Origin of the sequence: Methylophaga sp. OBS4, assembly GCF_026319305.1 — a bacterium.
Lineage (GTDB): Bacteria > Pseudomonadota > Gammaproteobacteria > Nitrosococcales > Methylophagaceae > Methylophaga.
On record NZ_JAPDMV010000014.1, the window covers coordinates 1 to 24,831 of the forward strand.

21 protein-coding genes are annotated in these 24,831 nt (G+C 48.5%); 18 read left to right on the forward strand and 3 right to left on the reverse strand.

Going from position 1 to position 24,831, the window contains the following annotated elements:
- The 14 genes from OMP95_RS05775 to OMP95_RS05840 form a co-directional block, all read left to right on the forward strand.
- Window positions 1-1,949: type I secretion C-terminal target domain-containing protein (locus OMP95_RS05775; protein WP_266326890.1), on the forward strand; the 1,949-nt coding region annotated here is incomplete at its 5' end.
- 141 nt (window positions 1,950-2,090) lie between these two features.
- The gene (locus OMP95_RS05780) at window positions 2,091-2,219 is read left to right on the forward strand and encodes a hypothetical protein (protein ID WP_266326892.1); all 129 of its coding nucleotides are present in this window, start codon (window positions 2,091-2,093) and stop codon (window positions 2,217-2,219) included.
- Window positions 2,220-2,222: 3 nt separating this feature from the next.
- A complete protein-coding gene (flgB, locus tag OMP95_RS05785; protein ID WP_266326894.1) occupies window positions 2,223-2,630 on the forward strand; it encodes a flagellar basal body rod protein FlgB in 408 nt (135 codons plus the stop codon).
- A 6-nt stretch (window positions 2,631-2,636) separates the two neighbouring features.
- Complete coding sequence (flgC, locus tag OMP95_RS05790) at window positions 2,637-3,050, forward strand: flagellar basal body rod protein FlgC (RefSeq protein WP_266326896.1); 414 nt, start codon at window positions 2,637-2,639, stop codon at window positions 3,048-3,050.
- Between the two features lie 23 nt (window positions 3,051-3,073).
- The gene (locus OMP95_RS05795; protein WP_266326898.1) at window positions 3,074-3,754 is read left to right on the forward strand and encodes a flagellar hook assembly protein FlgD; all 681 of its coding nucleotides are present in this window, start codon (window positions 3,074-3,076) and stop codon (window positions 3,752-3,754) included.
- A gap of 12 nt (window positions 3,755-3,766) precedes the next feature.
- Window positions 3,767-5,038, forward strand: coding sequence for a flagellar hook protein FlgE (gene flgE, locus OMP95_RS05800; protein ID WP_266326900.1), 1,272 nt, complete (start codon window positions 3,767-3,769; stop codon window positions 5,036-5,038).
- A gap of 54 nt (window positions 5,039-5,092) precedes the next feature.
- Window positions 5,093-5,836, forward strand: coding sequence for a flagellar basal body rod protein FlgF (locus tag OMP95_RS05805; protein ID WP_266326902.1), 744 nt, complete (start codon window positions 5,093-5,095; stop codon window positions 5,834-5,836).
- A 31-nt stretch (window positions 5,837-5,867) separates the two neighbouring features.
- The gene (gene flgG, locus OMP95_RS05810) at window positions 5,868-6,653 is read left to right on the forward strand and encodes a flagellar basal-body rod protein FlgG (RefSeq protein WP_266326904.1); all 786 of its coding nucleotides are present in this window, start codon (window positions 5,868-5,870) and stop codon (window positions 6,651-6,653) included.
- 339 nt (window positions 6,654-6,992) lie between these two features.
- On the forward strand, window positions 6,993-7,700 hold the full coding sequence (flgH, locus tag OMP95_RS05815; protein WP_266326906.1) for a flagellar basal body L-ring protein FlgH: 708 nt from the start codon (window positions 6,993-6,995) through the stop codon (window positions 7,698-7,700).
- A gap of 12 nt (window positions 7,701-7,712) precedes the next feature.
- Window positions 7,713-8,804 (forward strand): flagellar basal body P-ring protein FlgI, encoded by a 1,092-nt coding sequence (locus OMP95_RS05820; RefSeq protein ID WP_266326908.1) that lies wholly within the window; start codon window positions 7,713-7,715, stop codon window positions 8,802-8,804.
- Between the two features lie 2 nt (window positions 8,805-8,806).
- Window positions 8,807-9,781 carry a flagellar assembly peptidoglycan hydrolase FlgJ gene (gene flgJ / locus OMP95_RS05825; RefSeq protein WP_266326910.1) on the forward strand — a complete coding sequence of 325 codons (975 nt, stop codon included), beginning with the start codon at window positions 8,807-8,809 and terminating at the stop codon, window positions 9,779-9,781.
- Between the two features lie 34 nt (window positions 9,782-9,815).
- Window positions 9,816-11,213, forward strand: a complete 1,398-nt coding sequence (gene flgK / locus OMP95_RS05830; protein ID WP_266326912.1) for a flagellar hook-associated protein FlgK — start codon at window positions 9,816-9,818, stop codon at window positions 11,211-11,213.
- A gap of 9 nt (window positions 11,214-11,222) precedes the next feature.
- The gene (flgL, locus tag OMP95_RS05835) at window positions 11,223-12,128 is read left to right on the forward strand and encodes a flagellar hook-associated protein FlgL (protein ID WP_266326914.1); all 906 of its coding nucleotides are present in this window, start codon (window positions 11,223-11,225) and stop codon (window positions 12,126-12,128) included.
- A 62-nt stretch (window positions 12,129-12,190) separates the two neighbouring features.
- Entirely contained in the window at window positions 12,191-14,545 is a 2,355-nt protein-coding gene (locus tag OMP95_RS05840) for a glycosyltransferase (RefSeq protein WP_266326916.1), read from the forward strand.
- Between the two features lie 26 nt (window positions 14,546-14,571).
- On the opposite strand, the gene OMP95_RS05845 is transcribed toward OMP95_RS05840, so the two are convergent.
- The 3 genes from OMP95_RS05845 to OMP95_RS05855 are packed head-to-tail and all read right to left on the reverse strand — an operon-like array spanning window position 14,572 to window position 17,347.
- Window positions 14,572-15,753, reverse strand: coding sequence for a Gfo/Idh/MocA family protein (locus OMP95_RS05845; RefSeq protein ID WP_266326918.1), 1,182 nt, complete (start codon window positions 15,751-15,753; stop codon window positions 14,572-14,574).
- Complete coding sequence (locus OMP95_RS05850; protein ID WP_266326919.1) at window positions 15,725-16,900, reverse strand: ATP-grasp domain-containing protein; 1,176 nt, start codon at window positions 16,898-16,900, stop codon at window positions 15,725-15,727. The genes OMP95_RS05845 and OMP95_RS05850 overlap by 29 nt, the downstream gene beginning before the upstream one ends.
- 3 nt (window positions 16,901-16,903) lie before the next feature.
- Complete coding sequence (locus OMP95_RS05855; protein WP_266326921.1) at window positions 16,904-17,347, reverse strand: sugar 3,4-ketoisomerase; 444 nt, start codon at window positions 17,345-17,347, stop codon at window positions 16,904-16,906.
- Window positions 17,348-17,567: 220 nt separating this feature from the next.
- On the opposite strand from OMP95_RS05855, the gene OMP95_RS05860 reads away from it, so the two are divergent.
- The 4 genes from OMP95_RS05860 to OMP95_RS05875 all read left to right on the forward strand — a co-directional run bounded on the left by OMP95_RS05860 (window position 17,568) and on the right by OMP95_RS05875 (window position 24,779).
- Window positions 17,568-18,710, forward strand: a complete 1,143-nt coding sequence (locus OMP95_RS05860; protein WP_266326922.1) for a DegT/DnrJ/EryC1/StrS family aminotransferase — start codon at window positions 17,568-17,570, stop codon at window positions 18,708-18,710.
- A gap of 9 nt (window positions 18,711-18,719) precedes the next feature.
- Window positions 18,720-22,841, forward strand: a complete 4,122-nt coding sequence (locus OMP95_RS05865; RefSeq protein WP_266326924.1) for a glycosyltransferase — start codon at window positions 18,720-18,722, stop codon at window positions 22,839-22,841.
- A gap of 85 nt (window positions 22,842-22,926) precedes the next feature.
- Entirely contained in the window at window positions 22,927-23,763 is an 837-nt protein-coding gene (locus OMP95_RS05870) for a flagellin (protein ID WP_266326926.1), read from the forward strand.
- A 182-nt stretch (window positions 23,764-23,945) separates the two neighbouring features.
- Window positions 23,946-24,779, forward strand: a complete 834-nt coding sequence (locus OMP95_RS05875) for a flagellin (RefSeq protein ID WP_266326928.1) — start codon at window positions 23,946-23,948, stop codon at window positions 24,777-24,779.
- The last annotated feature ends 52 nt before the right edge of the window (window positions 24,780-24,831 follow it).

Sequence of the window (24,831 nt, forward strand, 5' to 3'; positions counted from 1 at the left end):
CTGGAGTAGGCAGTCTGACTATCAATGCAAATGGTACTTATACCTTCACGCCTGAAGCGGATTACAACGGTGATGTGCCAGTTGCGACCTATACGGTGACAGACGGTACAGATACCAATGATTCGACACTGACTATCACGATTAACCCGGTGAATGATTCGCCTCAGGTAACGACTGACAGCGTAATTATTTCCGAAGAGGGCTTGCTTGGAGCTATTCCTGATGCAGAGGGTGAAGAAGATGCAACTAATGATGCATCAGCTAATGGTCAGGTAACTGCGACAGATGCAGATGGTGATGGTGATACGCTGACGTATACCCTTGACACGCCTCCTGCTGGTTTAACTTCTGGTGGAGTAGGACTCACGTGGGACGGTGTTGGTACTAACACGCTCACTGGTTCTGTGGGTGCAACTACTATCATCGTTATCACAATCGGTTCTGATGGCGCCTGGACTGCGACACTTGAGGGACCACTCGATCATGATGATGCATCAATTGAAGATGACCTGACATTTACTGTTGGTGTAAAAGTGTCTGATAGTACTGTTGATGTGAATGATACCCTTTCAATCACTGTTGAGGATGACTCGCCCATCATTAGCCATGTTGAGAGTACGGTGGTTGATAACACTGCATCCACATTCAACGGTGTTTGGAACTACTTGGCTGGTGCTGATGGGTTAGCTGACAGTGGAATCAATCCATCATTAATATCTAATCCAGATCTTATTGATCATTGGTCAACGACTGATATCTCTGGAGGTGTTGAGCTGACCGCTTATCTGGATGCTGGTGAGACTGAAGTATTCTTCATTCTGACGATGAAGGAAGATGGTACTTATACCTTTGAGCTGGTAACCCCAAATCCTTCAACAACTATCACAGAAACCGTAAGTTTATCAGGTTCTGTGGGTGGTAATAGCGCTGAATTGTATGCTGAGCAAATTGCTGATGCAAAAGGTAACCCTGATCCTGTAACTGATATTAAATTTACATCACATTTAGGTTGGACTAGTGGAGCAAACCTTGGCACACCAGATACAGTGAATACCAATAATAATGGTATTGGTGCTGGTAGCGGTGCGGGAGGTTTGCGAGTAACCGGTACTGAGTCCTTAACGCTTGAGTTCTTGGTTGGTGATGCTGATACTGATGGAGATACACATCCAACAACAGCTCAAGGTGTCGATGAAGTCAAACTGACCTTTGATGTCACGAAAGGTGATGGTACTACCGATCTTCATATTATTACTTATGATGAATTTGGGAGCGTGCTTGATGAGTACGATACAGCGGTTGCTAATGGCGGCATTATTACTGTCACAAATACGGGTGAACCTATCTACGCGGTTACAGTTGTGAATAGTGATACCGATGGTGGGCAATTCTTCATCTCGGGCTCAGAAACGACTATTACTGAAACAACATTGCCAGATGATCTTCAGCTGGATTTCAATGTGGAAACAGTAGATGGTGACGGAGATACTGCGACCTATGACTTTACAATAGCGATTGATACTGATGGTAGTTTAACAGGAACATCTGGTGATGATGCTATCTTGGGTACTGATGGTGACGATATTATCATCGGTGGACTCGGTGATGATATCCTGACCGGTGGTTTAGGTGCCGATGCATTCACATGGAATGATGGTGATACAGGTACAGACGAAGTCACAGATTTTAATACCAGTGAAGGGGATGTCTTGAACCTGGCAGATTTGTTAGATCCAACAGGGGCTCTTGATATCGGAGGCACACATAGTCTGGATAATTACCTAAAAGCCAGTTTTGATGATGATAGCAACACCACAACCATTGAGGTCTACACCAATGGCGATGCTAATGCAGCTGGTAGCATCGATCAGACTATCGTTGTTAATGGAGATGTGAGTGATCTCACTACCTTGTTGAATGACGGTAATCTGAATGTGGATCAAAGCTAAAAGATAACAATAATAATAAGTTATCAAAGTAGTAAACCTAGGCCGGCTTTTTAGCCGGCCTTTTTTATGCGGTCTGACACAGAACCCGGCTGTAACCGGGCAAGCTATCTGTAGCCGTGGTAACCGGAGCGGAAAATTAAGGTGGCAAAGCTTGCCGCCGCCATAGCTATTTTGTTGCCGCTTATTGCTCTGAAGCCTTTACAAACAGGGCTTTTCATTTCTGGCATGCTTGCTGCTTATGCTAAACCAAGACACATGATTTTGGGATAGCACATGCCGATTACATTTGATTCCGCTTTGGGTATACATGCCGACGCTCTGCGACTTCGCTCGCAGCGGGCAGAACTGCTGGCGACCAATCTGGCCAATGCGGATACGCCTGAGTTCAAAGCCCGTGACATTGATTTCAAAACGGCTTTGAGTATGGCGAGCGCCGGTCAGACATCAGGCCATATTCAAACAACTCATCAGAATCACATCTCAACCAATGCCGGTGGCAGTGACATGATGCTCACGCAAGCACAATACCGCGTCGCTGTTCAGGACTCTCTGGATGGCAATACCGTTGATGAACAGATTGAACAGGCACAGTTCATGCAAAACGCTGTCCAGTATCAGGCGAGTTTGGAGTTTCTTGGCGCACGGTTTCAGGGCCTGAGCAAGGCAATTAAAGGGGAGTGATGAGCGATGTCTCTGTTTAATATTTTTGATATTGCCGGTAGCGGTATGAGCGCGCAGTCACTGCGGCTTAATACTACGGCCAGTAACCTGGCAAATGCTGACAGTGTCAGCAGCAGTGTGGATCAGACTTACCGTGCCAGGCAGACAGTGTTTGCTGCGGTACTGGATGATGCTCAGCAAGGTTATAAAGCGGGTTCGGTTCAGGTTCAAGGCGTAGTCGAAAGCCAGGCGCCGGTCAGACAGGAATATAACCCGTCACATCCATCGGCAAACGAAGACGGCTATGTGTTTCATTCCAACGTCGATCCGATTGCCGAGATGGCTAATATGATGTCGGCATCCCGCTCGTATCAGAACAATGTCGAGATCGCCAATACATCCAAACAACTCCTGCTGCGTACTTTGCAGCTGGGTAGATAACAAGAGCATAGGAGTATCTGAAGATGGCAATTAACGGAATTGGCGATAATCCTTATGCCTTTCTCAACAGTAATTCTTCGACGAGCTCGACTGAAACTGAGCAGGATTCCGGTCAATTAGCGATGGAAGATTTCATGTCGTTAATGACCACGCAGCTGATGAATCAGGATCCGCTCAAGCCGATGGAGAGTGGCGACTTTCTGGGCCAGATAGCTTCGTTCGGTACCGTCAGTGGTATTTCAGACTTGCAGCAGTCATTCGATAGCTTTGCTAAATCCATGCAGTCTGATCAGGCCTTGCAGGGTTCTTCACTGGTCGGTCGTTCGGTCTTGGTGCCGTCTTCGATTGGTGTGATGGGGGAAGACGGATTAAGAGGCCAGATCAATGTGGCAGAAAGCGTCACTGATCTGGAAGTGAAAGTTTACAACGAAGCGGGGGCATTGGTCAGGACGCTGGAGATGGGTTCCGCATCCGGCTATACCAATTTCACCTGGGATGGTTTCAGTGAAAACGGCGAAGCCATGCCGGCAGGGGTTTATCAGTTTCAGGCCACCGGCACCGTGGGCGGGGTTAATACCGCTTTTTCCACGGCGACGGTAGCAAAAGTGGACAGTGTTTTGGTCGGTAGCGGCAGTCAGGGTCTGACGGTGAATTTAGCGGGCATTGGCTCAGTGCCATTCAGCGAAGTACAAGAGATTATTTAGGGAGATCGGGTTATGTCATTTAATACAGCTTTAACCGGTTTGAATGCCGCCACTGCGGATTTGAACGTCAAGTCAAACAACATCGCCAACGTCAATACAACCGGTTTTAAAGGTTCACGTGCCGAGTTTGCCGATGTCTACGCGGTGTCGGCTTTTGGTAGCAGCAATACCGCTATCGGCAGCGGTGTAGTGTTGAACAATGTGGCCCAGCAGTTTGAACAGGGCAACCTCGAGTTCACTGATAATTCTTTGGATCTGGCGATCAGCGGACAGGGCTTTTTTGCGCTGGCACCGAGTCAGAGCAGTGGCGAAGTTATCTACACGCGTGCCGGTGCGTTTGGTATTGATTCTGATGGCTTTGTGGTCAACAGTTCCGGTCAGTTTTTGAGAACATTCCCGGTCAACTCTGACGGTACGGTCTCATCTACCAGCATGTCCAGCACGACGCCTTTACAACTGCCCAGTGCAGCCGGTGTGCCGCAGGCAACGGCAAACGTGGATCTGGCCGCTAACCTGCCTTCAACAGCAGCTGATATTGCGGCGGCTACAGCGATTGATCCGACTGATCCGACCACCTATACCAATTCTACTTCGGTCACGGTTTATGATTCTCTGGGTAACGAGCACATTGTCACTCTTTATTATCAGAAAACCGATGCCGCCAGTAACCAGTGGAATGTTGATGCTTATATTAATGAGCCGGATGGCCTGGGCGCTTCGCAAACCCAATTAGGCACAACCAAAGTGTTGGATTTTGACCCACTGACAGGCGGCTCTTTGTCTACCACGCCAAGTGATCAGACATATTCCATTACCTCACTTGATAGTGGTGCGGCAACTCCACAGGCTATCGTAATTGATTATGCCGGTACCACCCAGAATTCAGGAGGCTTTACCGTCACGTCACTGACCCAGGATGGTTTTACAACCGGCCGTCTGAGTGGTCTTGATATCAGTAGCGATGGTTTGGTGAAAGCAACCTATACCAATGGTCAATCAACACCACTGGGTAAAATCGCGCTGGCAAATTTCCCTAACCCGCAAGGGTTGAAGCAAATTGGTAATACTGCGTGGCGGGAAACCATTGATTCAGGTGAGGTACTGGCCGGTGAAGCTGGCACAGGCAGTTTTGGCCTGATTCAATCCGGGGCGCTGGAAGCTTCCAATATTGATTTGACCAAAGAACTGGTGGGATTGATTACCGCCCAGCGTAACTTCCAGGCCAACTCGAAAGCGATTGAAACCAACAACGCTATTACCCAGACCATTATCAACCTTCGTTAATCACCTTCTGACCTTGGCCCTGCCATTAAGGCAGGGCTTTAGGGGGACAAACTTATGGATCGCAGTCTTTATATCGCCATGAATGCCGCTCAGCAGACCATGCTGGCACAGGCAACGAATACCAATAATCTGGCCAATGTAAATACCACCGGATTTCGCGCTGATCTGGAGCAGTTCCGCAGTATGCCGGTGTTTGGTGAAGGTCTGCCCACCCGGGTCTATTCAATGACGGAAAGACCGATGACCGATTACCAACAAGGGTCGGTACAGTCAACGGGGCGGGAACTGGATATTTCAGTGCAAGGCGAGGGATTTATTGCCGTTCAGGGTAAGGATGGCCGTGAAGGTTATAGCCGCGCCGGTGATCTGCATATGACAGAAACCGGTCAGCTGGTGACCGGCACCGGCCTTGCTGTGTTAGGTGAAGGCGGCCCTATTGCGATTCCACCTGCTGAGAAAGTGGAAATCGGCTCCGACGGTACCATCTCCATTCGTCCGGTGGGGGCGGCATCCAATGCTTTGGCCGTTCTGGACCGAATCAAACTGGTCAAGCCGGAATTGCAGGATGTATTTAAAGATACAGATGGCTTGATCCGTATGCTTGATGGCAGTGAGGCGCCGCTGGATGCGACGGTTCAGGTCTCTTCCGGCACGCTGGAAAGCAGCAATGTCAACGCTGTCGGCGCGTTGGTGAAAATGATTGAGTTACAAAGACAGTATGAAATGCAGGTAAAAATGATGAAAACGACGCAGGAAAACAGCGCTGCATCGGCACGATTAATGCAAATGAGTAATTAGGTTTAATGGCGTCACTTCAGGAGAATCAATAATGAATCAGGCTTTATGGATTGCCAAAACCGGACTCGATGCGCAACAGACGCGGATGTCGGTGATTTCAAACAATCTGGCTAACGTGAATACCACCGGCTTCAAACAGGATCGGGCGGTGTTTGAAGACTTGCTGTATCAGACGATTCGTCAGCCGGGGGCCGAGTCTTCGGCCAGTACGCAGCTACCCTCGGGTTTGATGCTCGGTACCGGTGTGCGCACCGTCGCAACAGAAAAGATGCACAGCCAGGGTAATATCGTTCAAAGCGGCAACGCGCTGGATATCGCGATTCAGGGCCGGGGTTTTTTCCAGATCCTGATGCCGGATGGCTCTCTTTCCTACACCCGTGACGGTACTTTCCAGCTTGATTCTACCGGTCAGGTGGTGATGTCGAACGGTTATCCGCTGGAACCGGCTATTACGATTCCGGATGATGCGCAAAGCATCACTGTGGGTTCAGATGGCACTGTCAGTGTGTTACAGCCGGGCGATAACGCACCGACAATTGTCGGCAATATTGATTTGGCTGACTTTGTGAACCCGACCGGTTTACAGGCGGTTGGTGAAAACCTGTTTAAAGAAACCGGCGCCAGCGGCACGGTCATCACCGACACGCCTGGACTGACCGGTCTGGGTACGCTTGTAGGCGGTGCTTTGGAAACCTCTAATGTCAATGTCGTCACTGAACTGATAAACATGATTGAAACCCAGCGTGCCTATGAAATGAATTCCAAGGCGATTTCCACCGCCGATCAGATGCTGCAATACGCTAGTCAGAATCTGTAAGTCTGATGTTTAAGGCCTGTTAACTCTAATCTGGCTCCCATACCCTGCGTGGGAGCCAAACCTAATAGGGTGTGTTACCTCGAGCGCAAATCATTATGTCATTTCGAGCGTAGCCGAGAAATCCAGGAGATGCCTCCGCTGCTGTTATGTCCAGAGAAGGACGGGGTTTCCCTTCCCAATAGAGTAAGGAGCCCATGCTTTCTCCCTGGAATTCATGGGGATCCCTCAGGGGCTGATGTCATTGCCACTGGATTATTAGGGAGGACCGTGGGAACCAGCGAAGTTATGTTGGCATAAAGCCTGCATCAAGAATCGTTAGAATGAATCCGGAGAAAAATCATGATAACTATGCGGCATAGTTTGATTATTCTGGCGCTGCTTATATTGGCCGGTTGTAACAACAATAACGTTAAGCGTGACCCCGCTTATGCGGCTGTGCGTCCGCTAGCCGTGGAGCCGCAGCAGAGACAGGACGGCGCGATTTTTGACGTCCGTAATAATATTGCCTTGTTTGAAGATTACCGTGCCCGCCGGGTTGGCGATATTTTGACGGTGCGTCTGGAAGAACAAACCGATGCCGAAAAAGAATCTGAAACTACGGTGAGCAAGAGTAATAGCAACAGCATCAATAATCCGGTTCTGTTCGGTACCACGCCGCAGTTTGATCTACCGAGCCAGTTACCGCTGGCTAGCACCAAAGACAATAATCTAGCATTCAGTCTGGGGTCAGAAAGTGACTTCGAGGGTGAGGGCGAGAGCGAACAGAATAATAAACTGAGCGGCAATATCAGTGTATCGGTGGTCGAGGTGTTGCCCAACGGCAATATGATTATTCGTGGTGAAAAAGTCATCACTATCAATCAGGGAAACGAATATATCCGCCTGGCCGGCATGGTAAGTCCTCGTGATATTGCGGCCGATAATTCGATTTCCTCGGTACGCATTGCTGATGCACAAATTTCCTATGTTGGTGACGGGGCTCCTAATGATGCCAATGTGATGGGCTGGTTGAGCCGGTTTTTTGTCAGTGCCTTGATGCCTTTTTAAGAGATTTGACAGATGAAAATAAGAATACTGCTGCTAGCTTTGCTGTTGATGACCACGGGCCTGGCTCAGGCTGAGCGCATCAAGGATTTGGCATCTATTGCCGGGGTGCGTAGTAACCAACTGGTGGGGTATGGTCTGGTGGTGGGGCTTAACGGCACCGGCGATAAAACCAAGTTCACCGGTCAGACCCTGCGTAACATGCTGGTAGAGATGGGCATTAATATTCCTCCCGGCACCGATCCCAAAAGCAAGAACGTGGCGGCCGTATCCGTGCATGCGGAACTGCCGGCTTTTATTAAACCCGGACAGACTATTGATGTGACCGTGTCTTCTCTGGGAGATGCCAAAAGCCTGCGTGGCGGCAGTTTGCTGATGACACCGCTGAAAGGGGCTGATGGTCAAGTTTATGCCATGGCGCAAGGTAATATGGTGGTGGGTGGTTTTGGTGCTGATGCCGGTGATGGTTCCCGGGTCACCGTGAATATTCCCAGTGCCGGGCGCGTGCCCAATGGCGCTACTGTCGAACGTACTGTCCAAAACGCTTTTAATGTGGGCGATAGTATTATTCTGAATTTGCATAATCCCGACTTTACGACGGCCAGCCGCCTGAGCGATGCCATTAATCACACGCTGGGTAAGGGCACGGCACGGTCAATGGATGGTTCATCGATTAAGGTTAACGCACCGCGGGATCCCAGTCAGCGCGTGCCGTTTTTATCTTTGATTGAAAATCTGGAACTCAATCCGGGTGAAGCGCCGGCCAGGGTGGTGGTTAATTCGCGCAGTGGCACGGTGGTCATCGGACAGCATGTGCGGGTCAGTCCTGCTGCGGTCACCCATGGCAATCTGTCAGTGACCATCTCAGCCAATCCGGAAGTGAGCCAACCTAACCCCTTGTCACAGGGGCAGACGGTGATCACGCCGAACTTTGATATTGAGATTACGGAAGAAAACAGCCGTATGTTTGTGTTTAACCCCGGTGTGTCTCTGGATGAGATTGTCCGAGCGGTGAATCAGGTCGGCGCCGCGCCGGGTGATCTGGTGGCGATTCTGGAAGCATTGAAACAGGCCGGTGCTTTGCGCGCTGATCTGGTGGTGATCTGAACATGGCCTACGATTCTCCGGTGGCGCAATCGGCGATTGATTTTCATGGCCTGAATGCATTGCGATACTCCGCCAATCAGGATAGCGAGAATCAGCAAACCCTGCGCCAGGTTGCCGGTCAGTTTGAGTCGTTGTTTGTCACCATGATGTTGAAATCCATGCGTCAGGCCAGCCTGGGCGAAGGCATTTTTGATTCATCCCAGAGCAAGATGTATCAGGATATGACGGATCAGCAGCTGGCATCGGATTTATCCGCAGGCGGCGGCTTGGGCTTGCAGGATGTGATTTTGCGTCAACTCGGGGGCCAGCAGGCCGCCACCGGCAATAAAGTGACAGCCGGTCAGACATACAGCATTGATACCGTAATCATTCGTCCGGCTTTGGGGGCACGGGTTAACGCCCGCATTATTGAACAAATCCGTGAATCAATGGGGTCAGAGTCATTGATTTTGCAAAACCCAAAAATCAATGACTCTGACCCCATTGATTTTGGATCGCCACAGGACTTTGTTGAAAAATTATGGCCATACGCAAAAGCAGCTGCCGATAAAATCGGGGTGGCACCGGAAGTGATCCTGTCTCAGGCGGCATTGGAAACCGGTTGGGGTAAACATATTCTGCAGACAACCGGCGGCGATAGCAGTTTCAACCTGTTCAATATCAAGGCGGATGCCAGTTGGAACGGTGAGTACACAACGATCAATGCGCTGGAATACCGCCATGGCAAAGCCATCAACGAAGCCGCGGATTTTCGCGCTTATGATTCGTATCAGCAAAGTTTTGACGATTATGTTCAGTTTCTGCAAACCCAGCCGAGATATCGGGAAGCACTGCAGCATGTGGATGATGCTGAGGCGTTTGTTGAGCATTTGCACAAAGCCGGCTATGCCACTGATCCACAGTATGCAGACAAGATTAAACGCATTATGAACAGCGCAACGCTGGCACAGATTTCGCTGGATCTGGGAACCGCCTGATGGTTGACGTCAAGCGTGATATGAGGATTCGAAAATGAGCAGCATTCTGAATATTGGCACTTCGGCACTGTCGACCGCACAAACGGCGTTGTCGACGACCAGTAACAATATCAGCAACGTGAATACGGAAGGCTATAACCGGCAGCGGACGGAACAAGTTACCCATCCTTCCCATTATCAGGGATCGTTTTACCTGGGGGCCGGTGTTACCGTCGGCAGTGTCGAGCGGCTTTATGACAGTTTTCTTGCCAGTCAGGTCAGAAGTTATACCTCGCAGGAAGCGCAGCAGGATGCTTTCTTGTCACTGTCCAAACAGGTCGATGATTTGCTTGGATCGTCAGAGTTGAGCATCAGTGACGGGCTGGATAATTTTTTTGGCGCCATTCAGGAAGTGGCTAATGCCCCGACTTCGCTTGCTGCCCGTCAGGTGGTGTTGACCGAAGGCGAGCTGCTGGCTAACCGTTTTAATACGCTGGATCAGCAACTGACACAACTGGATAAACGTATCGACAGTGATCTGGGGGTTGCCGTTAATGATATTAACAATCTGACCCGGGGTATCGCTGAACTTAACCAGGCTATTCTGGCTGCCAAAGGCAGTAATGGTGTTGAACCCAATGATTTGCTCGACAAACGTGACAACCTGATCAATCAGCTTTCTGAATATGTTTCGGTCACCACGCTGGCGCAGGAAAACGGCACCGTCAATATTTTTGTCGGTAACGGTCAGGGACTGGTGATTGGCACCTCGCAAGTTAACCTGTCGACCATTGCTGATAATTCAACCAACCCGCCCAGACTGGGTATCGGTTATGGGCCTTCACAAACCAATGTCACCAACCAACTGGCTGGTGGCAGTATCGGCGGTGCGATTCAATTCCGCGCCGATATTATTGATGGTACCCGAGCCGACCTGGATTTTTTGGCTGAATCAGTCGTTACCGCTTTTAACACTATGCATACCAATGGTTTTGATTTGGACGGCAATGCCGGCGGCAATTTCTTCAATCCGGCGGCAATAACTGCAGGCAATATCAATGTCGTGATTACCGATCCGCGTGCTATTGCTGCTTCGTCCGGCACTAATATTGGCCCCGGCAACAATGAAAACGCACTGGCACTGGCGGATTTGCAGACTGACAAGACTGCCGTTGTGATCAATCCGGGGCCGCCGGCGGTGACCCGGTCATTCGCTGAACAATATGGTGTGATAGTCTCTGAGGTGGCCACACGTACCCGGCAGGCACAGGTCAGTCAGGAAACGCAGCAGGCTTTACTGCAACAAACCCGACAGCGGTTTGATAGTATTTCCGGCGTCAATCTGGATGAAGAAGCGGCGAATTTGATCAAATATCAACAGGCATATCAGGCAGCATCACAAATTGTCGTGGTGTCCAACACCATTTTTGAATCGCTGCTCAGCGCTATTTAACGGGAGATTATGATGCGAATCTCGACTAATCAGATACAGCAGCAGAGTGTTAATGCCATGCTGCGGCAACAGTCGGAGCTGGTTAAAACACAATTACAGATTTCCACCGGTGAGCGTTTGCAATCTCCCTCCGATGATCCGGTGGCGGCCGTCCGGATCCTGGGGCTGGAACGTGATCTTAATTTGACAGAACAGTATATGAGCAATGCCGATGTCGCTGACAATAAACTGAGCGTGACGGACGGGGTTTTGACCGGTGCGGTTAATATTCTGCAACGTATCAGGGAACTGGCCGTGCAAGGGCTCAATGATACCAATGCCGACGCGCGCGCCGGTATCGCAGCAGAAATCAATCAGCTTAACGAAGCGCTGGTCAGCCTGGCCAACACTACCGATGCCAATGGTGAATTTCTGTTTTCCGGTTATCAGTCCAACACCCAGGCTTTTGACCCGGTGAGTTTTGCTTATAACGGTGACAGCGGACAACGTAATGTCCGTGTCGGCAGTGGCTATCTGGTTGAAGTCAGTGAACCTGGCGACCAGGTGTTTGTCACCACCAATCTGGATGGCAGCACCCAGGCTATCTTCCAGACTATTCAGGATTTCACCACCGCCTTGAACAATAATACGATTGGTACTGCGCCTGACAATGGCGATTTTCTGACCAATATGGATACGGCTTTGGATAGTGTATTCTCAGCCAGAACCAAAGTCGGTACCCGCATGAATGCTATTGATCAGCAACGGGCTATCAATGAGGCCAGTACCGCCAGTCTGGAGACGAACCTGTCGCAGCTCAAAGACCTGGATTACGCTGAAGCGGTATCACGCCTGAGTCAGCAGTCGACCGGTCTGCAGGCGGCGCAACAGGCTTATGTTAGAGTGCAGGGCTTGTCGTTGTTTAATTTTCTTTAAACTAAATGTATATCTGGCCGAATCAAAGTTTATGACTTCTGCTGGAGGCAGTATAGGCCAAGATGATGTTCAGTATTATTATTCCAACATTTAACAGTGCTAATGATATTGTCGAGACGATAGAAAGCATAGCGGCTCAACGTTCAGGAAGTGTTGAACTGGAAATTATCGTTGTTGATGATTGCTCAAACGACAATACTGTTAATTTAGTGCGAGGCCTTCAGATCAAGTATTCCTTTCTGAACGTTTTATGTTCTGATAAAAATAGCGGCCCCGGAATTGCCAGAAACAAGGGCATACAGGAATCTTCCGGAGACTGGATTTTATTCATAGACAGCGATGACAGACCGGCTCCCAACATGCTGACTGTATTGAGTGCTGAAATATCTGCTGTTGGCAGGGCTTGTGATTTACTATGCTTTGATTGGGCCTATTCTGCCAATTCTGCTGCACCTGTTTATGGCTTCATGGGCCGAGATGATTTGGCGTTGTTGATTTCTAATGATAAAGAAGCGATTATTCAGGCCTATTTATGCAGTCAGGTTGACAGTTCTGTTATTTATTCGGCTTTCAGAAAATCGCTGATTACCGAAAATGAAATCAGTTTCAGGCCCGGTTTGCATGAAGATGTTGATTTTATGTTTCGTTGTCTGCTTAATGCCAGGCAGGTCAACAGTTTGGATAACTGTCTGTATTTCAAGAATAATCGTCCTGAGTCTATCGTCAATACCATCAGCCCCAGACATATTGAAGGATATTTTGGCGCCTTGGCAGCTATACATCATGAGCTGGCGGCGCACGATAAGTTAGATCGGTACAAAGATGATTTCCTGACCTGCATCATCAACATCGCGGCATCCAGGCTGCTCAGACTGTTACGAATGGAAACGGATAACAGCGCTTGGCATATGGCGCTCTTTTTCATGTATCGGAATATCAAGCAGTTGATGGATCAGGCGGAACTTGATTACTTGCCTGATAACAAGGGGGAGCGTTTTCGAACCAAGTATCAGCAGATATTTGATTTCTTTATGCAAGCCATGCTCAACGTTAACACTCAGGATACGGTGCCGGTCAGTACCATCAAATCGTTTCTGGAAGAAATTAAAAACAAGAGCTGGAGCTGCTATGACCTGCATCATTCCGTGTTTTTGGCACCAGATGAAGTCCGGACCTGCTGCAAAAGGTTTTTCCACGATGGTGAGCTGAAAGGCGATGTCGTGTTGTTGGAGGGTGATAACAGCAATCACTTTACTGAGTTTGACTATGAAGACATTATTGCTGCTAAATCCGAACTGTATAAAGAAATAAACCGCGATAATGCGCCAGCCTGCAAGGGCTGTCCTTTTCTGAGCTTTGCAGATTGGGGGCAGCCGCTGGCGAAAGGGATCGGCTATCTGTCGTTCGAGTACCATTCAGTGTGCAATATGAAATGCAGTTATTGCAGCGCAACCTACTATGGCGGCCAGAAAGTCACTTATGACATTGAAGGTTTGACTGACTCTATTGTCTCGGCGGGTGCGCTGGATAATAACGAATATATTGTGTGGGGTGGGGGAGAGCCGTTACTGGATAAACGTTTTAGCCCGATGCTGCAAAAGATCGCCGAGCATGTCCCTGGTGTGAAACAACGGGTGATTACCAATGCCACACGTTACTCGGACAGTCTGGCCGAGTTGATGGCAAGCAATCAGGCCTATATTGTCACCAGTATCGATGCAGGTACCGAAGACACGTTTAACGTGGTACGTAAATACAACCGTATGTCAAAGGTAATGGCCAACCTCAAACGTTATGCAGAGGTAGCCCAGCACAACGTCATTATCAAATATATTTTTCTTCCGGAGAACAAACACATTACTGAGCTTAAGGCATTTGTGTCGTTAATCCAGGAATACCGGCTGCAGAATTGTAACTTTCAGATAAGTTTTGACTTCAAGGAAGAAATCCTGCCTTTTGATGATTTGAAGAATATGGTGTTGCTGTATGGTTTATTGCTAGAGCTTGGCGTAAGACTGGTGTTTTTTGACGATTTAATCATGCAGCGACTGGCGCCATTGGATTCGGTCGAGCATGAATTGCTCAGAAAAACGTTGGCTGAACATGGGCTCGGAAATACATTGGCCCAGGACATCATTCCAGGCAGGGTGACGGTTTGGGGAACCGGGGCTCAAACCAGGCTTTTGGTGGATAAAAGCCGATTTTTTGTTGGGAAGGAAATAGCATGTTTTATCGATCCCCGTCCACAGAGGATCGGACAGTCTTTCATGGGTAAACCTATTGTTTCGCCGTCGGTATTGGCTGAAAATGATCTGCCGGTTGTGATCGCTGCCGTGCAAAGTGCGCCACAGATCTATTCCCAATACATGGATCTCGGCTTGCCGGAATCCAGACTTGTAAAAGCGTTGGTTATCTGATTTTTGTCAGACAAATAGGTCGCTTATTAGGTGATGGCCACCCAATTTTTTGTTTCGGAAGAAGTGTGGACGGCATGTAGCAGTTTCAAACCTTCAAATGCATCCTCAATACCAAATACATATTGATTATCGTGTTTTTGGAATTGCCGGAATTGAGTCAGCGCTTCAGCTATATCCGAGTAATGATTGGCAAAAGCCTCGATAAAGCCAGCAGGGTGGCCAGCCTTGAAACGATTGTAGCGGGCGCTTTGCGCCAGTTCAACATCGGCATGAGCGCGGTCCAGTAACAGGCGTTGGCCGGTGTTGTCATGTAGCAGCAGGTTTTCAGGGTCAGCCTGAAACCACTCGGCAGCCCCTTCAGAACCATAAACTCGTATGCGCAACCCATTACGATGACCGAGAGCAGCCTTGCTGTACCAGATATTACAAATGATGTCATCGCTGTAACGAGCAATGCATATTGTGTTGTCAATAACTTGGCGGAAACTGCCAAAACTACTTTCCGTGGCGACAACTTCTATCGGAGCTTCTTCGGTAAGAAAGCTGATTAGATGGTGAACGTGTACACCCAGGTCTAGGGATAGCGTCGGCAACTCTTTATCCTCTAGCCGCCATGCCTGAGGTATGACCGGTTGCCGGTTTTTATCAAGACGCGCAAATCCTTCCTGTGGCATTTCAACATGTAGCTGTTCTATTTTCCCTATACGTCCTTGTGATATCAGAGATTTCAGTTCCCTTAGCATGGGATAGCCAGTGTAGTTATAGGTAACAGATAAAAATCCATTCGTTCGATGGAGTACGGCCTTGATTGCTTCCGCATCGGTAACCGAGTTGGTCAGCGCTTTTTCACAAATCACCGGGACGTTGGCTTGTAAACAGGCAATCACATCTGTTGTATGGTTAGGAGTGGGAGTGAGAACCGCAATGGCATCCAGTGCAGACTCGTTGGCAAGCAGTGTTGATAGTGACGGATAACAATTGCTTTCCGGCAAGCCATATTCATGAGCAGAAGTCAGGTTAATATCCTTATCCATGCTAAAACAACCGGCCACCAATTTGAAACGATTATCCATTTCAGCGGCGATTTTATGAACTCGACCAACCGCGGAGTTAGTGCCTCCGCCAATAAAAGCTAAACGTAGTGGAGAAGAAGATTTTAAGTTTTGATGGGATGACAACTTAATACTCCATGGATTCAATTTTGACATGGTTTGCCAGCGAGGGTGTGTGTTCCGACATATCCAAACTGCTGGCAAACTCTGTGAATAAAATTCCCACTTTATCGTACGGAGCCACAGCTAAAATTTCACCACTGTTTTTAAGGGGAATAAAGGCAAGGGTTCGACCAGGAGTATGATCCTGCAGTCCGGTGAATATGGCCTCTCTACTGGTTGAAACTGTATGTCGGCCGATGTGTCGGCAGGCTTTTTTTACTACCTGAGCGGGTAGCGCTTCACCGAGATAGCTGCGAACCAGCATATCGGTATAGTTCACCTCTTCTGAGAGTTCAGCCATTTTGCCATACAAGTCTCCAGGACAGCGCCGCATACATTCGATAATCCAGAATTTATGTTTATTTTTAATGAACTGTGTATGCAGTAATCCGTCAGACAGGTTGAGTGATGTAGCTAATGAACGGATGCTCTTACTGACCTCATTCTTGACTGACTCTGGGATTGAAGAAGGAATGTTGGAGCAGTTAACCTGATAAGGATGAATGGTACAGAACTCATCTGCAAAAGTTTCATACACAAACTGACCTGATTTGATAAAAGCTGAGTGACTGTGCAAACTGCCATCAACAAACTGTTCTACCAACGCTTGGTTCGACCGCGAGTTATTCATTGCATTATTAAGTGCCGGTTCCAACTGCTGTTCGGATATTACTTTTGTAACGCCCCGGCCACTGAAGCTGTCAGTGGGTTTTACTAATAGGGGATAAGATAATTTCGGATCCAGTGAGTGGTTTGCCGAAGTCAGAATCTGACTGTATGGGGCTGGCAAGCCGGAGCGATGGGTAAATTCACGAAAAGCGTGTTTGGTATGAAGTATCAGCGCTGTTTGGTAATCATCATAACCACAAAAAGTTCTCTGCTCAGCGACCCAGCAGCAGGATAAATAAGCGTAGTCATTACAACTTGGTACAAGATAGTCAAAATCTTGTTGATCAACGAGTTCCAGCAGAGCATGTTTATTCGAATAATCGATGATAAAACTATCATCAGCAAGCGCATGGCAGGGGTCATGCGGGTACGCTCCACAGACACTGATATGGAGACCGCGGCAGCGTAAGTGTTGCAGAATAGGTACGGCGCTGAAGCTGCTGCCAACTAATAATACTTTTCCCTCAAACATTAATCAGGCATTCCTTTGTTTTGCCATGGAGAGAAATTGCTCATAATCACGAACATAATCATTTGGATCATATAGCTGATCAGTGAGTATCAGCAGGACACAGTCAGCTGAGAAGTCATGCATTTCTCTCCATAACAACCCTGATAGGAATAATCCCTGCTCTGGTGAATCCAGCCAGTGCTCTTGTTTCTCTGAACCATCATCAGTGATGAAACGACAAGCTCCTTTCAGGCAGATTACCAGTTGTTGGAGATGTTGATGGGCGTGGAAACCGCGAGCTATGTCTGTTCGAGTATCGTATATGTAATAAACCCGCTTGATATTAAATGGTACATTTTTACTAGTCTCTAATGCGATCAGAGAGCCTCTGTCATCACCCATCGGGTCTAGTTGTAACAAACTAACCGAACCCATTGGGTCTGGTTGTAACAAATTAACCGAACACATTTAGCGCCACCTGTTGCTGTTTAACTGGACTATAGCACACAGCAGCAAAATCCACGCCAGTCCGGTAATAACTAGTGTTTTCTGATAGTAACGTGGTTAGTGGAAGATTATGAATAGGCGCTTCGTGCATACAAACGCATATTCTGTGGCATAACATTTGCGTGCGATTGTAAGGATAGATAATCTTGGTTGAAATCAGGCATCACAAATATTTTTGATTATGAAACAGCAAATACAATTACCTTTTACAGATATTTCCGCATGCCATCAGCCTTTCAAGCAGGAGCTTGAAGAGGCTGTTCAGCAGGTTGTTCGGAAAGGTTGGTATGTTCTGGGAGAACAACTTTCTGCTTTTGAAACAGAGTTTGCTGAGTATTGTGGGGCTGCACATTGTATCGGTGTGGGAAGTGGTTTTGATGCGCTGACTTTAATTCTCCGAGCGCTTGAGATTGGTTCCGGTGATGAGGTCATCGTGCCGGCAAATACGTTTATTGCAACCTGGTTGTCGGTGCACGCCTGTGGCGCCAATATAGTCCCTGTGGAACCGGAAGCGAATACGGCTAATATTGACCCGAACAGGATTGAGGCGGCAATTACCCCCAAGACTAGGGCAATAATTGCCGTTCATTTATATGGGCGGGTGGCGCATATGGGTGCTATCAATGATTTGGCCCGACAGTACGGGTTGTATGTTGTCGAAGATGCAGCGCAGGCACATGGTGCGACCTATGATGGACGTCGGGCCGGAACGTTCTCCAGTGCCGCGGCATTTAGCTTTTATCCAGGCAAAAATCTGGGAGCATTGGGAGACGGTGGCGCTGTAGTGACTCAGAATAAAGAGATTGCGGAAGCCGTTCGAAAATTACGTAACTATGGTAGTGAGCATAAATACCATCATGAGCTGTTGGGTGTTAACTCCAGACTTGACGAAATTCAGGCGGCAGCGTTGAGAGTCAAATTACGTTATCTGGATGAAGGGAATCAGCAACGCAGTTTGCTGGCACAGCATTACCTGGAACAACTTACTCACTCCAATATTGTGCTACCTGCTGCGGATGATCTATCTCAGTCTGCCTGGCATTTGTTTGTTATCCGGACACAACAGCGAGATGAAATACAGGCGGTACTGAAACGACAAGGAATAGAAGCCCTGATTCATTACCCTGTTCCACCACATAAATCGAGAGCCTTTAACGGACTTGGTTTGCAGGGAACCTTCCCTGTGACAGAACAACTGGCCGCAGAAAGTCTCAGCTTACCGATGTTTCCCTATGCTATGAAACATTACTCTGAAGCCATAGAAGTCATGCTTGATTTGCTCAATACTTTTGCATATTTACCCGCAGTTCATTTAGACCAATAAGGATACATCATGACAGAAGCCAGACAGGTGCCCAGAGTCAGTGTCGTCATCGCCAGCTACAATTATCAGCAATACATTGGTGAAGCTATAGATTCAGTACTGGCTCAGACCTATCAGGACTGGCAACTGGTTATTGTTGATGATGCGTCGACAGATGATTCTCCGAACATTATCAAGCAATATCAACGACAGCATCCGTGCAAAATCAAATTTATCAGCCTCAGTGAAAATAGAGGCATCGGTTATGTTGCTAATCTGTGTTACGACAATTGCGAAGGTCAATTGATTGCCCACTTGGGAGCTGATGATCGTATGGTACCTGATCGTCTTGCACAGCAGGTGGCTTACTTTGACAGTCACCCTGAGGCTGGGGTGGTTTGTAGTGATGTGTTTGTTATTGATGGTGAAGGCCGGCGGGTTGAAACTAAAACGGTGTTTTCAACCCCGATTACCGATCTCAGAATGCAGTTATTGCAGGGAAACATTATCAATTCCCCCTCTGCAACGTTCAGAAAGAATGTCTTCACAGAGGCAGGTAAGCTGAATCCAGTTTTGCAATATGTGCAAGACTTTGAACACTGGTTGAGGGTTTTGGAAAAGTTTGAAATCGTCCGGCTGGATGAAAAGCTCACTGAATACCGGATTCATGGCAAAAACTTGAGTGTTCAGAAACCGGGACAACACGCGTATGCCGGATCATATGAAACGGTGATCAGTGTGTTGAGGGCGATTGATCGCCGTAATCGTATACTTCACTCGGATGTTCAAATTGATCAGGATGCGCTTATTCAGAAAAAACTTCAGTTGGCTCAGGCGGCGATCGATGTTGAGATGAAATATCTCCAGCAATTCAAGTTCGCCAGTGCACTTGTTTACTTTATTGTGCTGGAGATATTTGAGCTTAATCCTGACTGTGATGAGGCGACGAAACTGTTACAAGAAGTTTATCGCGCCTTGGGCGATACGGCGCGCGCTGAAGGCAAGAAACCCTATACGGTTAATGAGTTTAACCAGAATCGACATCAGTCACGCGGCAATATACCAACAACGCCGCTGGATCTGGCTATTGAGACTGCAACAGGGCTTAACCAGCCGTTGCCGGATGTGGTGGCAAAAATAATCAGCAATACGGCCAACGGTAAAATTAATGCTACCGCCAAAGAGCAGTTGTTGCTGCAAATGGCTGAATATCTGATTAAAGCAGGACTAAAGGATGTGGATTATCATGCCGGTAAAGGCTTGGGCCGCAAGCGTCGCAGCGAGCTTAATCGCGCTCAGCTGCTGCTGAATGAACAATATGATGCCGGCGAAGAAAGCATGGCTATTTCACAAATCAAGCAGCAGCTCGTTCGCTTGCTTGAACACGATGACTATCAAATCTGGATGCGAAAGCATGAACTGCGTGAGGTGGATGCCGAAATTCTGGCTGAGCGCATGATGTTGCACTGGCCGCTGCAGCCGGTGATGCATTGTTTTATGTTCGTATTGCCGGGTGAGGAAAGCCTGCTGGCCGACACGATTGATTCATTGGCCGGTCAGCTGCTTAAGAGCTGGCAACTGACCGTGGTGGCGGCGACACCTGCCCCCGATCCCATTTTTGAACAAGCCGATTTTCTTCACTGGCGGACTTTAGATAGCAGTGACGATGCCAACCAGGTGTTGAATGAAGAAATCAGTCGTTACCCTTCACACTGGGTGAGCTTTATTGAGCCGGGTATGCAGTTCAGGGTGCATTCTCTGGCTAAGATCGCGGATTACATTAATTTGTATCCCGGCTGCAGCTTTATTTACAGCGATGATGATCAGATTGATCAATTCCATCAACGCAGTCATCCACGATTCAAGCCGGACTTTAATCTTGATTTACTGCGTTCATCTCCCTATATCGGTAATGGCTGGATGCCGGCGGGTCATTTGATTCAGCTTGGCGGGATACAGAAGCTGGCGGGCGCTGAAAATTATGATTTGGCATTGCGCTGGTATGACAGCTTTGGAGAGACTGCTTTCTGTCATATTCCAGACGTGCTGATACACAAAAGCAGCCAGGTAGACAGACCGTTTGATGCGATAGCGGGCGAACAGGCCTTGCAACAGCATTTTGAGCGCAACGCGGTTGCGGTCAAAATTGAAGCGGGTTATGTCGATAACAGTTACCGGGTGGAATATTTGCATCAGCAACAGCCTAAAGTCACGATTATCATTCCGACCAAGGACAAACTGGAGTTTTTTCAGCCCTGTATTGAAACGCTGCTGGAGAAAACCCGCTATCCCGACTATGAGGTGTTGGTCGTAGATAATCAGAGCACCGATCCGGATACGCTGGCTTATTACCGGCAACTCAGTGCCGAACATGGGGATCGGGTTCGGGTTTTATTCTATGACAAACCCTTTAACTTTGCGGCCATCAACAACTGGGCGGCAGAGCAGGCGACAGGCGAATTTCTGCTATTGCTGAATAATGATACCGAAATTATTCAAGGCGATTGGCTGAGCCGGATGATGGTGCATGGTCAGCGTGAGGACGTCGGTATTGTCGGTGCCAGATTATTGTATCCGGGCTCCGGTCGCGTGCAGCATATCGGTGTAATTCTGGGCATCCGGCAAATTGCCGATCATCACTATTGCAATATGCTGGCACTCAATGATAGCAGTCATATGGAGCGGGCAAGACTGGATCAGAATTTCTCTGCGGTGACGGCGGCCGTTATGCTGGTCAAGCGCGAGGTTTATCTGCAAGTGGGCGGCATGGATGTGGATCACCTCGCGGTACTGTTTAATGATGTGGATTTCTGCCTGCGGGTGGGGGAGCGGGGTTACCGTATAGTCTGGACACCTTACGCGATGGTGGTCCATCACGGCAGTACCAGTGTCGGTGAAAAACAGGAAAGCAGTTTTTATTACGATTGGCAGGGCTACGGCAGAAAAGCGGAACGCACCCGAGCAGAACAACGTTATATGCTGCAACAATGGTTACCGGTTCTGGCGAATGATCCTGCCTATAACCGCAACCTGACGTTACGCAGCCATCATTTCGGTTTGGATCTGAACGGCATGCAAAACTGGGATCTGCATCACCATCTGCGTTTACGTTGTTTCGGGGTGCCGATTCGGGGAGGCTCGGGTGCGTATCGGATGACCCAGCCTTTTAATGCGCTGGCAAAAGCCGGCCGGGCCTTATGTGAAGTGGGTGACCGTCATCTTACTATTACCGAATTGGTGAGACTGCAGCCTGACACAGTGGTATTTCAGAATGCTATCAGTAACAGTGATTTGGAATATCTGCAGATGTACCGTGAGTTCAGCCCGGATACCCATATCGTTTTTCTGCTGGATGATTTGTTGCACGATTTGCCGGAGAGGAGTTCGCAGTACAAGAAACTCAAAGCCGCGTATCGTGATGCCAGAAGCCGATTGCGCAGAGCGCTGAGCTATTGTGACCGGTTGATTGTGTCCACCCAGCCTCTGGCCGAGCTGTGTGAGGATATGATCGACGATATCAGTTTGATTCCCAACCGTTTGCAGAAGGCAGTCTGGCTGGGGCTGGAAAGCCAGCGCAATCAAGGCGCAAAACCTCGCGTAGGTTGGGCCGGTGCACAACAACATCAGGGCGATCTCGATATCATCACCGATGTGGTGAAGGAAACGGCGTCAGAGATCGACTGGATATTTTTCGGAATGTGTCCGGAGGAAATCAAACCTTTCATCAAGGAAGAACATGATTTTGTTGATATCGACGACTACCCGCAAAAACTGGCTTCGCTGAACCTTGATTTGGCACTGGCACCGCTGGAAATGCATGACTTCAACAAAGCCAAGAGTAATCTGCGCCTGCTGGAATATGGCATATTGGGCTGGCCTGTCATTTGTTCAGATATCTTCCCTTACCAGATCAATAATGCACCGGTGATACGGGTAAACAACGACAAGGCGGCGTGGTTGGCGGCAATACGGCAAGCACTTGCCGATCCGCTTGCTCTGCAGCAGTCAGGTAACCGTCTCAAACAGTGGGTCATCCAGCATTATTTACTGGAAGACCATCTGGATGAATGGCTGCAATCGCTTACTGCAATAGGCCTTGACAGCGATTTTACACAACTGGAATCGGTATCCGGAGGTGTTGCTGGTCATTAATGGCATATATTGTGCTTTGCTCTCTCTGTGTTCGAGTAGTTTTTGATAAATCAACAGCATAGAGAACAACTAAGAGGGTAAAGTTATGGCATTAATTATCAATACGAATATTGCGTCTCTCAATGCACAACGCAATTTGAATACATCGCAAAACGATCTGAATACATCGTTGCAGCGATTATCATCCGGCCTGCGAATCAATAGTGCCAAGGATGACGCAGCCGGCTTGTTCGTAGCAGGCCAGATGACTCGTGATATTCGGGGTTCCAATCAGGCCATTCGTAACGCGGCCGATGGTATTTCTCTGGGGCAAACAGCAGAAGGCGCGCTGGGTGAAATCACTAATAATCTGCAACGTATTCGCGAAATAGCGGTACAGGCTTCGAATGATACCGTCGGTAACGCTGCTGGCTTGCAGCTGGAAGTTGATCAATTGACCCAGGAAATTTCTCGTATTGTTGCGACCACTAACTTCAACGGCACGGACTTGTTGAGCGGTGGCGGTAGCATCAACTTCCATGTAGGGGCTTCCGGTGACGTCAGTAACCAGATTACGGTTACGCTGGATGATGTCACCAGTATTAATGCCTTTGCTGCTGATTTGACAGCAACGGGTACTATTGATGTCTCCACTACCGCTGCGGCTTCTGCGGCTTTGGCGAGCTTGAGTACCGATATTGATGCTGTTAATGCGGCCAGAGCAACTTATGGCGCGGTTCAGAACCGGTTCGAGGCGGTGATTTCCAATCTGCAGAACTATGCAGAAAACCTGACCGCAGCCCGAAGCCGAATCGAAGATGCAGATTTCGCGGCGGAGACTGCCAAGCTGACGCGTGCCCAGATTCTGCAGCAGGCGGGCACAAGCATTCTGGCGCAGGCCAACACCTTGCCTCAGAATGCGTTGTCGCTTCTACAAGGCTAAATAAACAAGCTGCAGAGCGATGACTGATTCTGCAGCCATGACCCAAAAAACATCTTTGAAATTTTTTTAAAGAATATTTTTCTCCTGCCGTTAATGTTTGCGGAGGCGGTAAATACATAATCAATGTATATCTGCCAAAGTCAACAAACAGTACTGATAGTACTGGCGGTTAGGAGAAAGTCATGGCTTTAGTTATCAATAGCAATATTGCTTCTTTGAATGCCCAAAGCAATTTGAATAAATCCCAGAGTAGTCTGAGCACTTCTTTACAACGTTTGTCATCCGGTCTGCGCATTAACAGCGCCAAAGACGACGCAGCAGGCCTGTTTTTTGCCGGCCAGCTGACCCGTGATATCCGCGGTTCCAATCAGGCGGTTCGTAATGCCGGTGACGGTATTTCACTGGGCCAGACTGCTGAAGGTGCGCTGGGTCAGGTTGCTAACAACCTGCAACGTATTCGTGAAATCGCCGTACAGGCATCTAATGATACTGTCGGTGATGCATCCGGTCTGCAACTTGAAGTCGATCAGTTGACCCAGGAGATTTCCCGTATTGTTGCGACAACCAACTTTAACGGTACCGATCTGTTGAGTGGTGGTGGTACGGTGAACTTCCATGTAGGTGCTTCCGGCGCAGCTAACAATCAGATCCAGGTTACGCTGGATGATATCACCAGCATCAATGCCTTTGCTGCTGATCTGACAGCAACGGGTACCATCGACGTCACGACTACGGCTGCCGCTTCTGCTGCGCTGGCGAGTCTGAGTAGTGATCTTGATGATGTCAGCTCAGCACGCGCCACTTACGGTGCGGTTCAAAACCGTTTTGAAGCGGTTATCTCTAACCTGCAAAACTCTGTCGAAAACCTGACAGCCGCTCGTAGCCGTATTGAAGATGCGGACTTTGCAGCAGAAACTGCAAATCTGACCCGTGCACAGATCTTGCAACAGGCTGGTGTGAGCATTCTGGCTCAAGCCAACACCCTGCCTCAAGCAGCCTTGTCATTATTGGGATAAGTTTGAAGAACCGATATCCCGGAGGCCGCGTCTCCGGGAATATCCGGTTCAC

Coding starts and splice junctions, on each gene's coding strand:
- OMP95_RS05845 (WP_266326918.1), bottom strand. CDS start 15,753: ATGTCAAAATTGAATCCATGGAGTATTAAGTTGTCATCCCATCAAAAC.
- flgH (WP_266326906.1), top strand. CDS start 6,993: ATGATAACTATGCGGCATAGTTTGATTATTCTGGCGCTGCTTATATTG.
- flgL (WP_266326914.1), top strand. CDS start 11,223: ATGATGCGAATCTCGACTAATCAGATACAGCAGCAGAGTGTTAATGCC.
- flgK (WP_266326912.1), top strand. CDS start 9,816: ATGAGCAGCATTCTGAATATTGGCACTTCGGCACTGTCGACCGCACAA.
- OMP95_RS05855 (WP_266326921.1), bottom strand. CDS start 17,347: ATGTGTTCGGTTAATTTGTTACAACCAGACCCAATGGGTTCGGTTAGT.
- flgJ (WP_266326910.1), top strand. CDS start 8,807: ATGGCCTACGATTCTCCGGTGGCGCAATCGGCGATTGATTTTCATGGC.
- OMP95_RS05865 (WP_266326924.1), top strand. CDS start 18,720: ATGACAGAAGCCAGACAGGTGCCCAGAGTCAGTGTCGTCATCGCCAGC.
- OMP95_RS05840 (WP_266326916.1), top strand. CDS start 12,191: ATGATGTTCAGTATTATTATTCCAACATTTAACAGTGCTAATGATATT.
- flgB (WP_266326894.1), top strand. CDS start 2,223: ATGCCGATTACATTTGATTCCGCTTTGGGTATACATGCCGACGCTCTG.
- flgC (WP_266326896.1), top strand. CDS start 2,637: ATGTCTCTGTTTAATATTTTTGATATTGCCGGTAGCGGTATGAGCGCG.
- OMP95_RS05850 (WP_266326919.1), bottom strand. CDS start 16,900: ATGTTTGAGGGAAAAGTATTATTAGTTGGCAGCAGCTTCAGCGCCGTA.
- OMP95_RS05870 (WP_266326926.1), top strand. CDS start 22,927: ATGGCATTAATTATCAATACGAATATTGCGTCTCTCAATGCACAACGC.
- flgE (WP_266326900.1), top strand. CDS start 3,767: ATGTCATTTAATACAGCTTTAACCGGTTTGAATGCCGCCACTGCGGAT.
- OMP95_RS05795 (WP_266326898.1), top strand. CDS start 3,074: ATGGCAATTAACGGAATTGGCGATAATCCTTATGCCTTTCTCAACAGT.
- OMP95_RS05805 (WP_266326902.1), top strand. CDS start 5,093: ATGGATCGCAGTCTTTATATCGCCATGAATGCCGCTCAGCAGACCATG.
- OMP95_RS05860 (WP_266326922.1), top strand. CDS start 17,568: ATGAAACAGCAAATACAATTACCTTTTACAGATATTTCCGCATGCCAT.
- OMP95_RS05820 (WP_266326908.1), top strand. CDS start 7,713: ATGAAAATAAGAATACTGCTGCTAGCTTTGCTGTTGATGACCACGGGC.
- OMP95_RS05875 (WP_266326928.1), top strand. CDS start 23,946: ATGGCTTTAGTTATCAATAGCAATATTGCTTCTTTGAATGCCCAAAGC.
- flgG (WP_266326904.1), top strand. CDS start 5,868: ATGAATCAGGCTTTATGGATTGCCAAAACCGGACTCGATGCGCAACAG.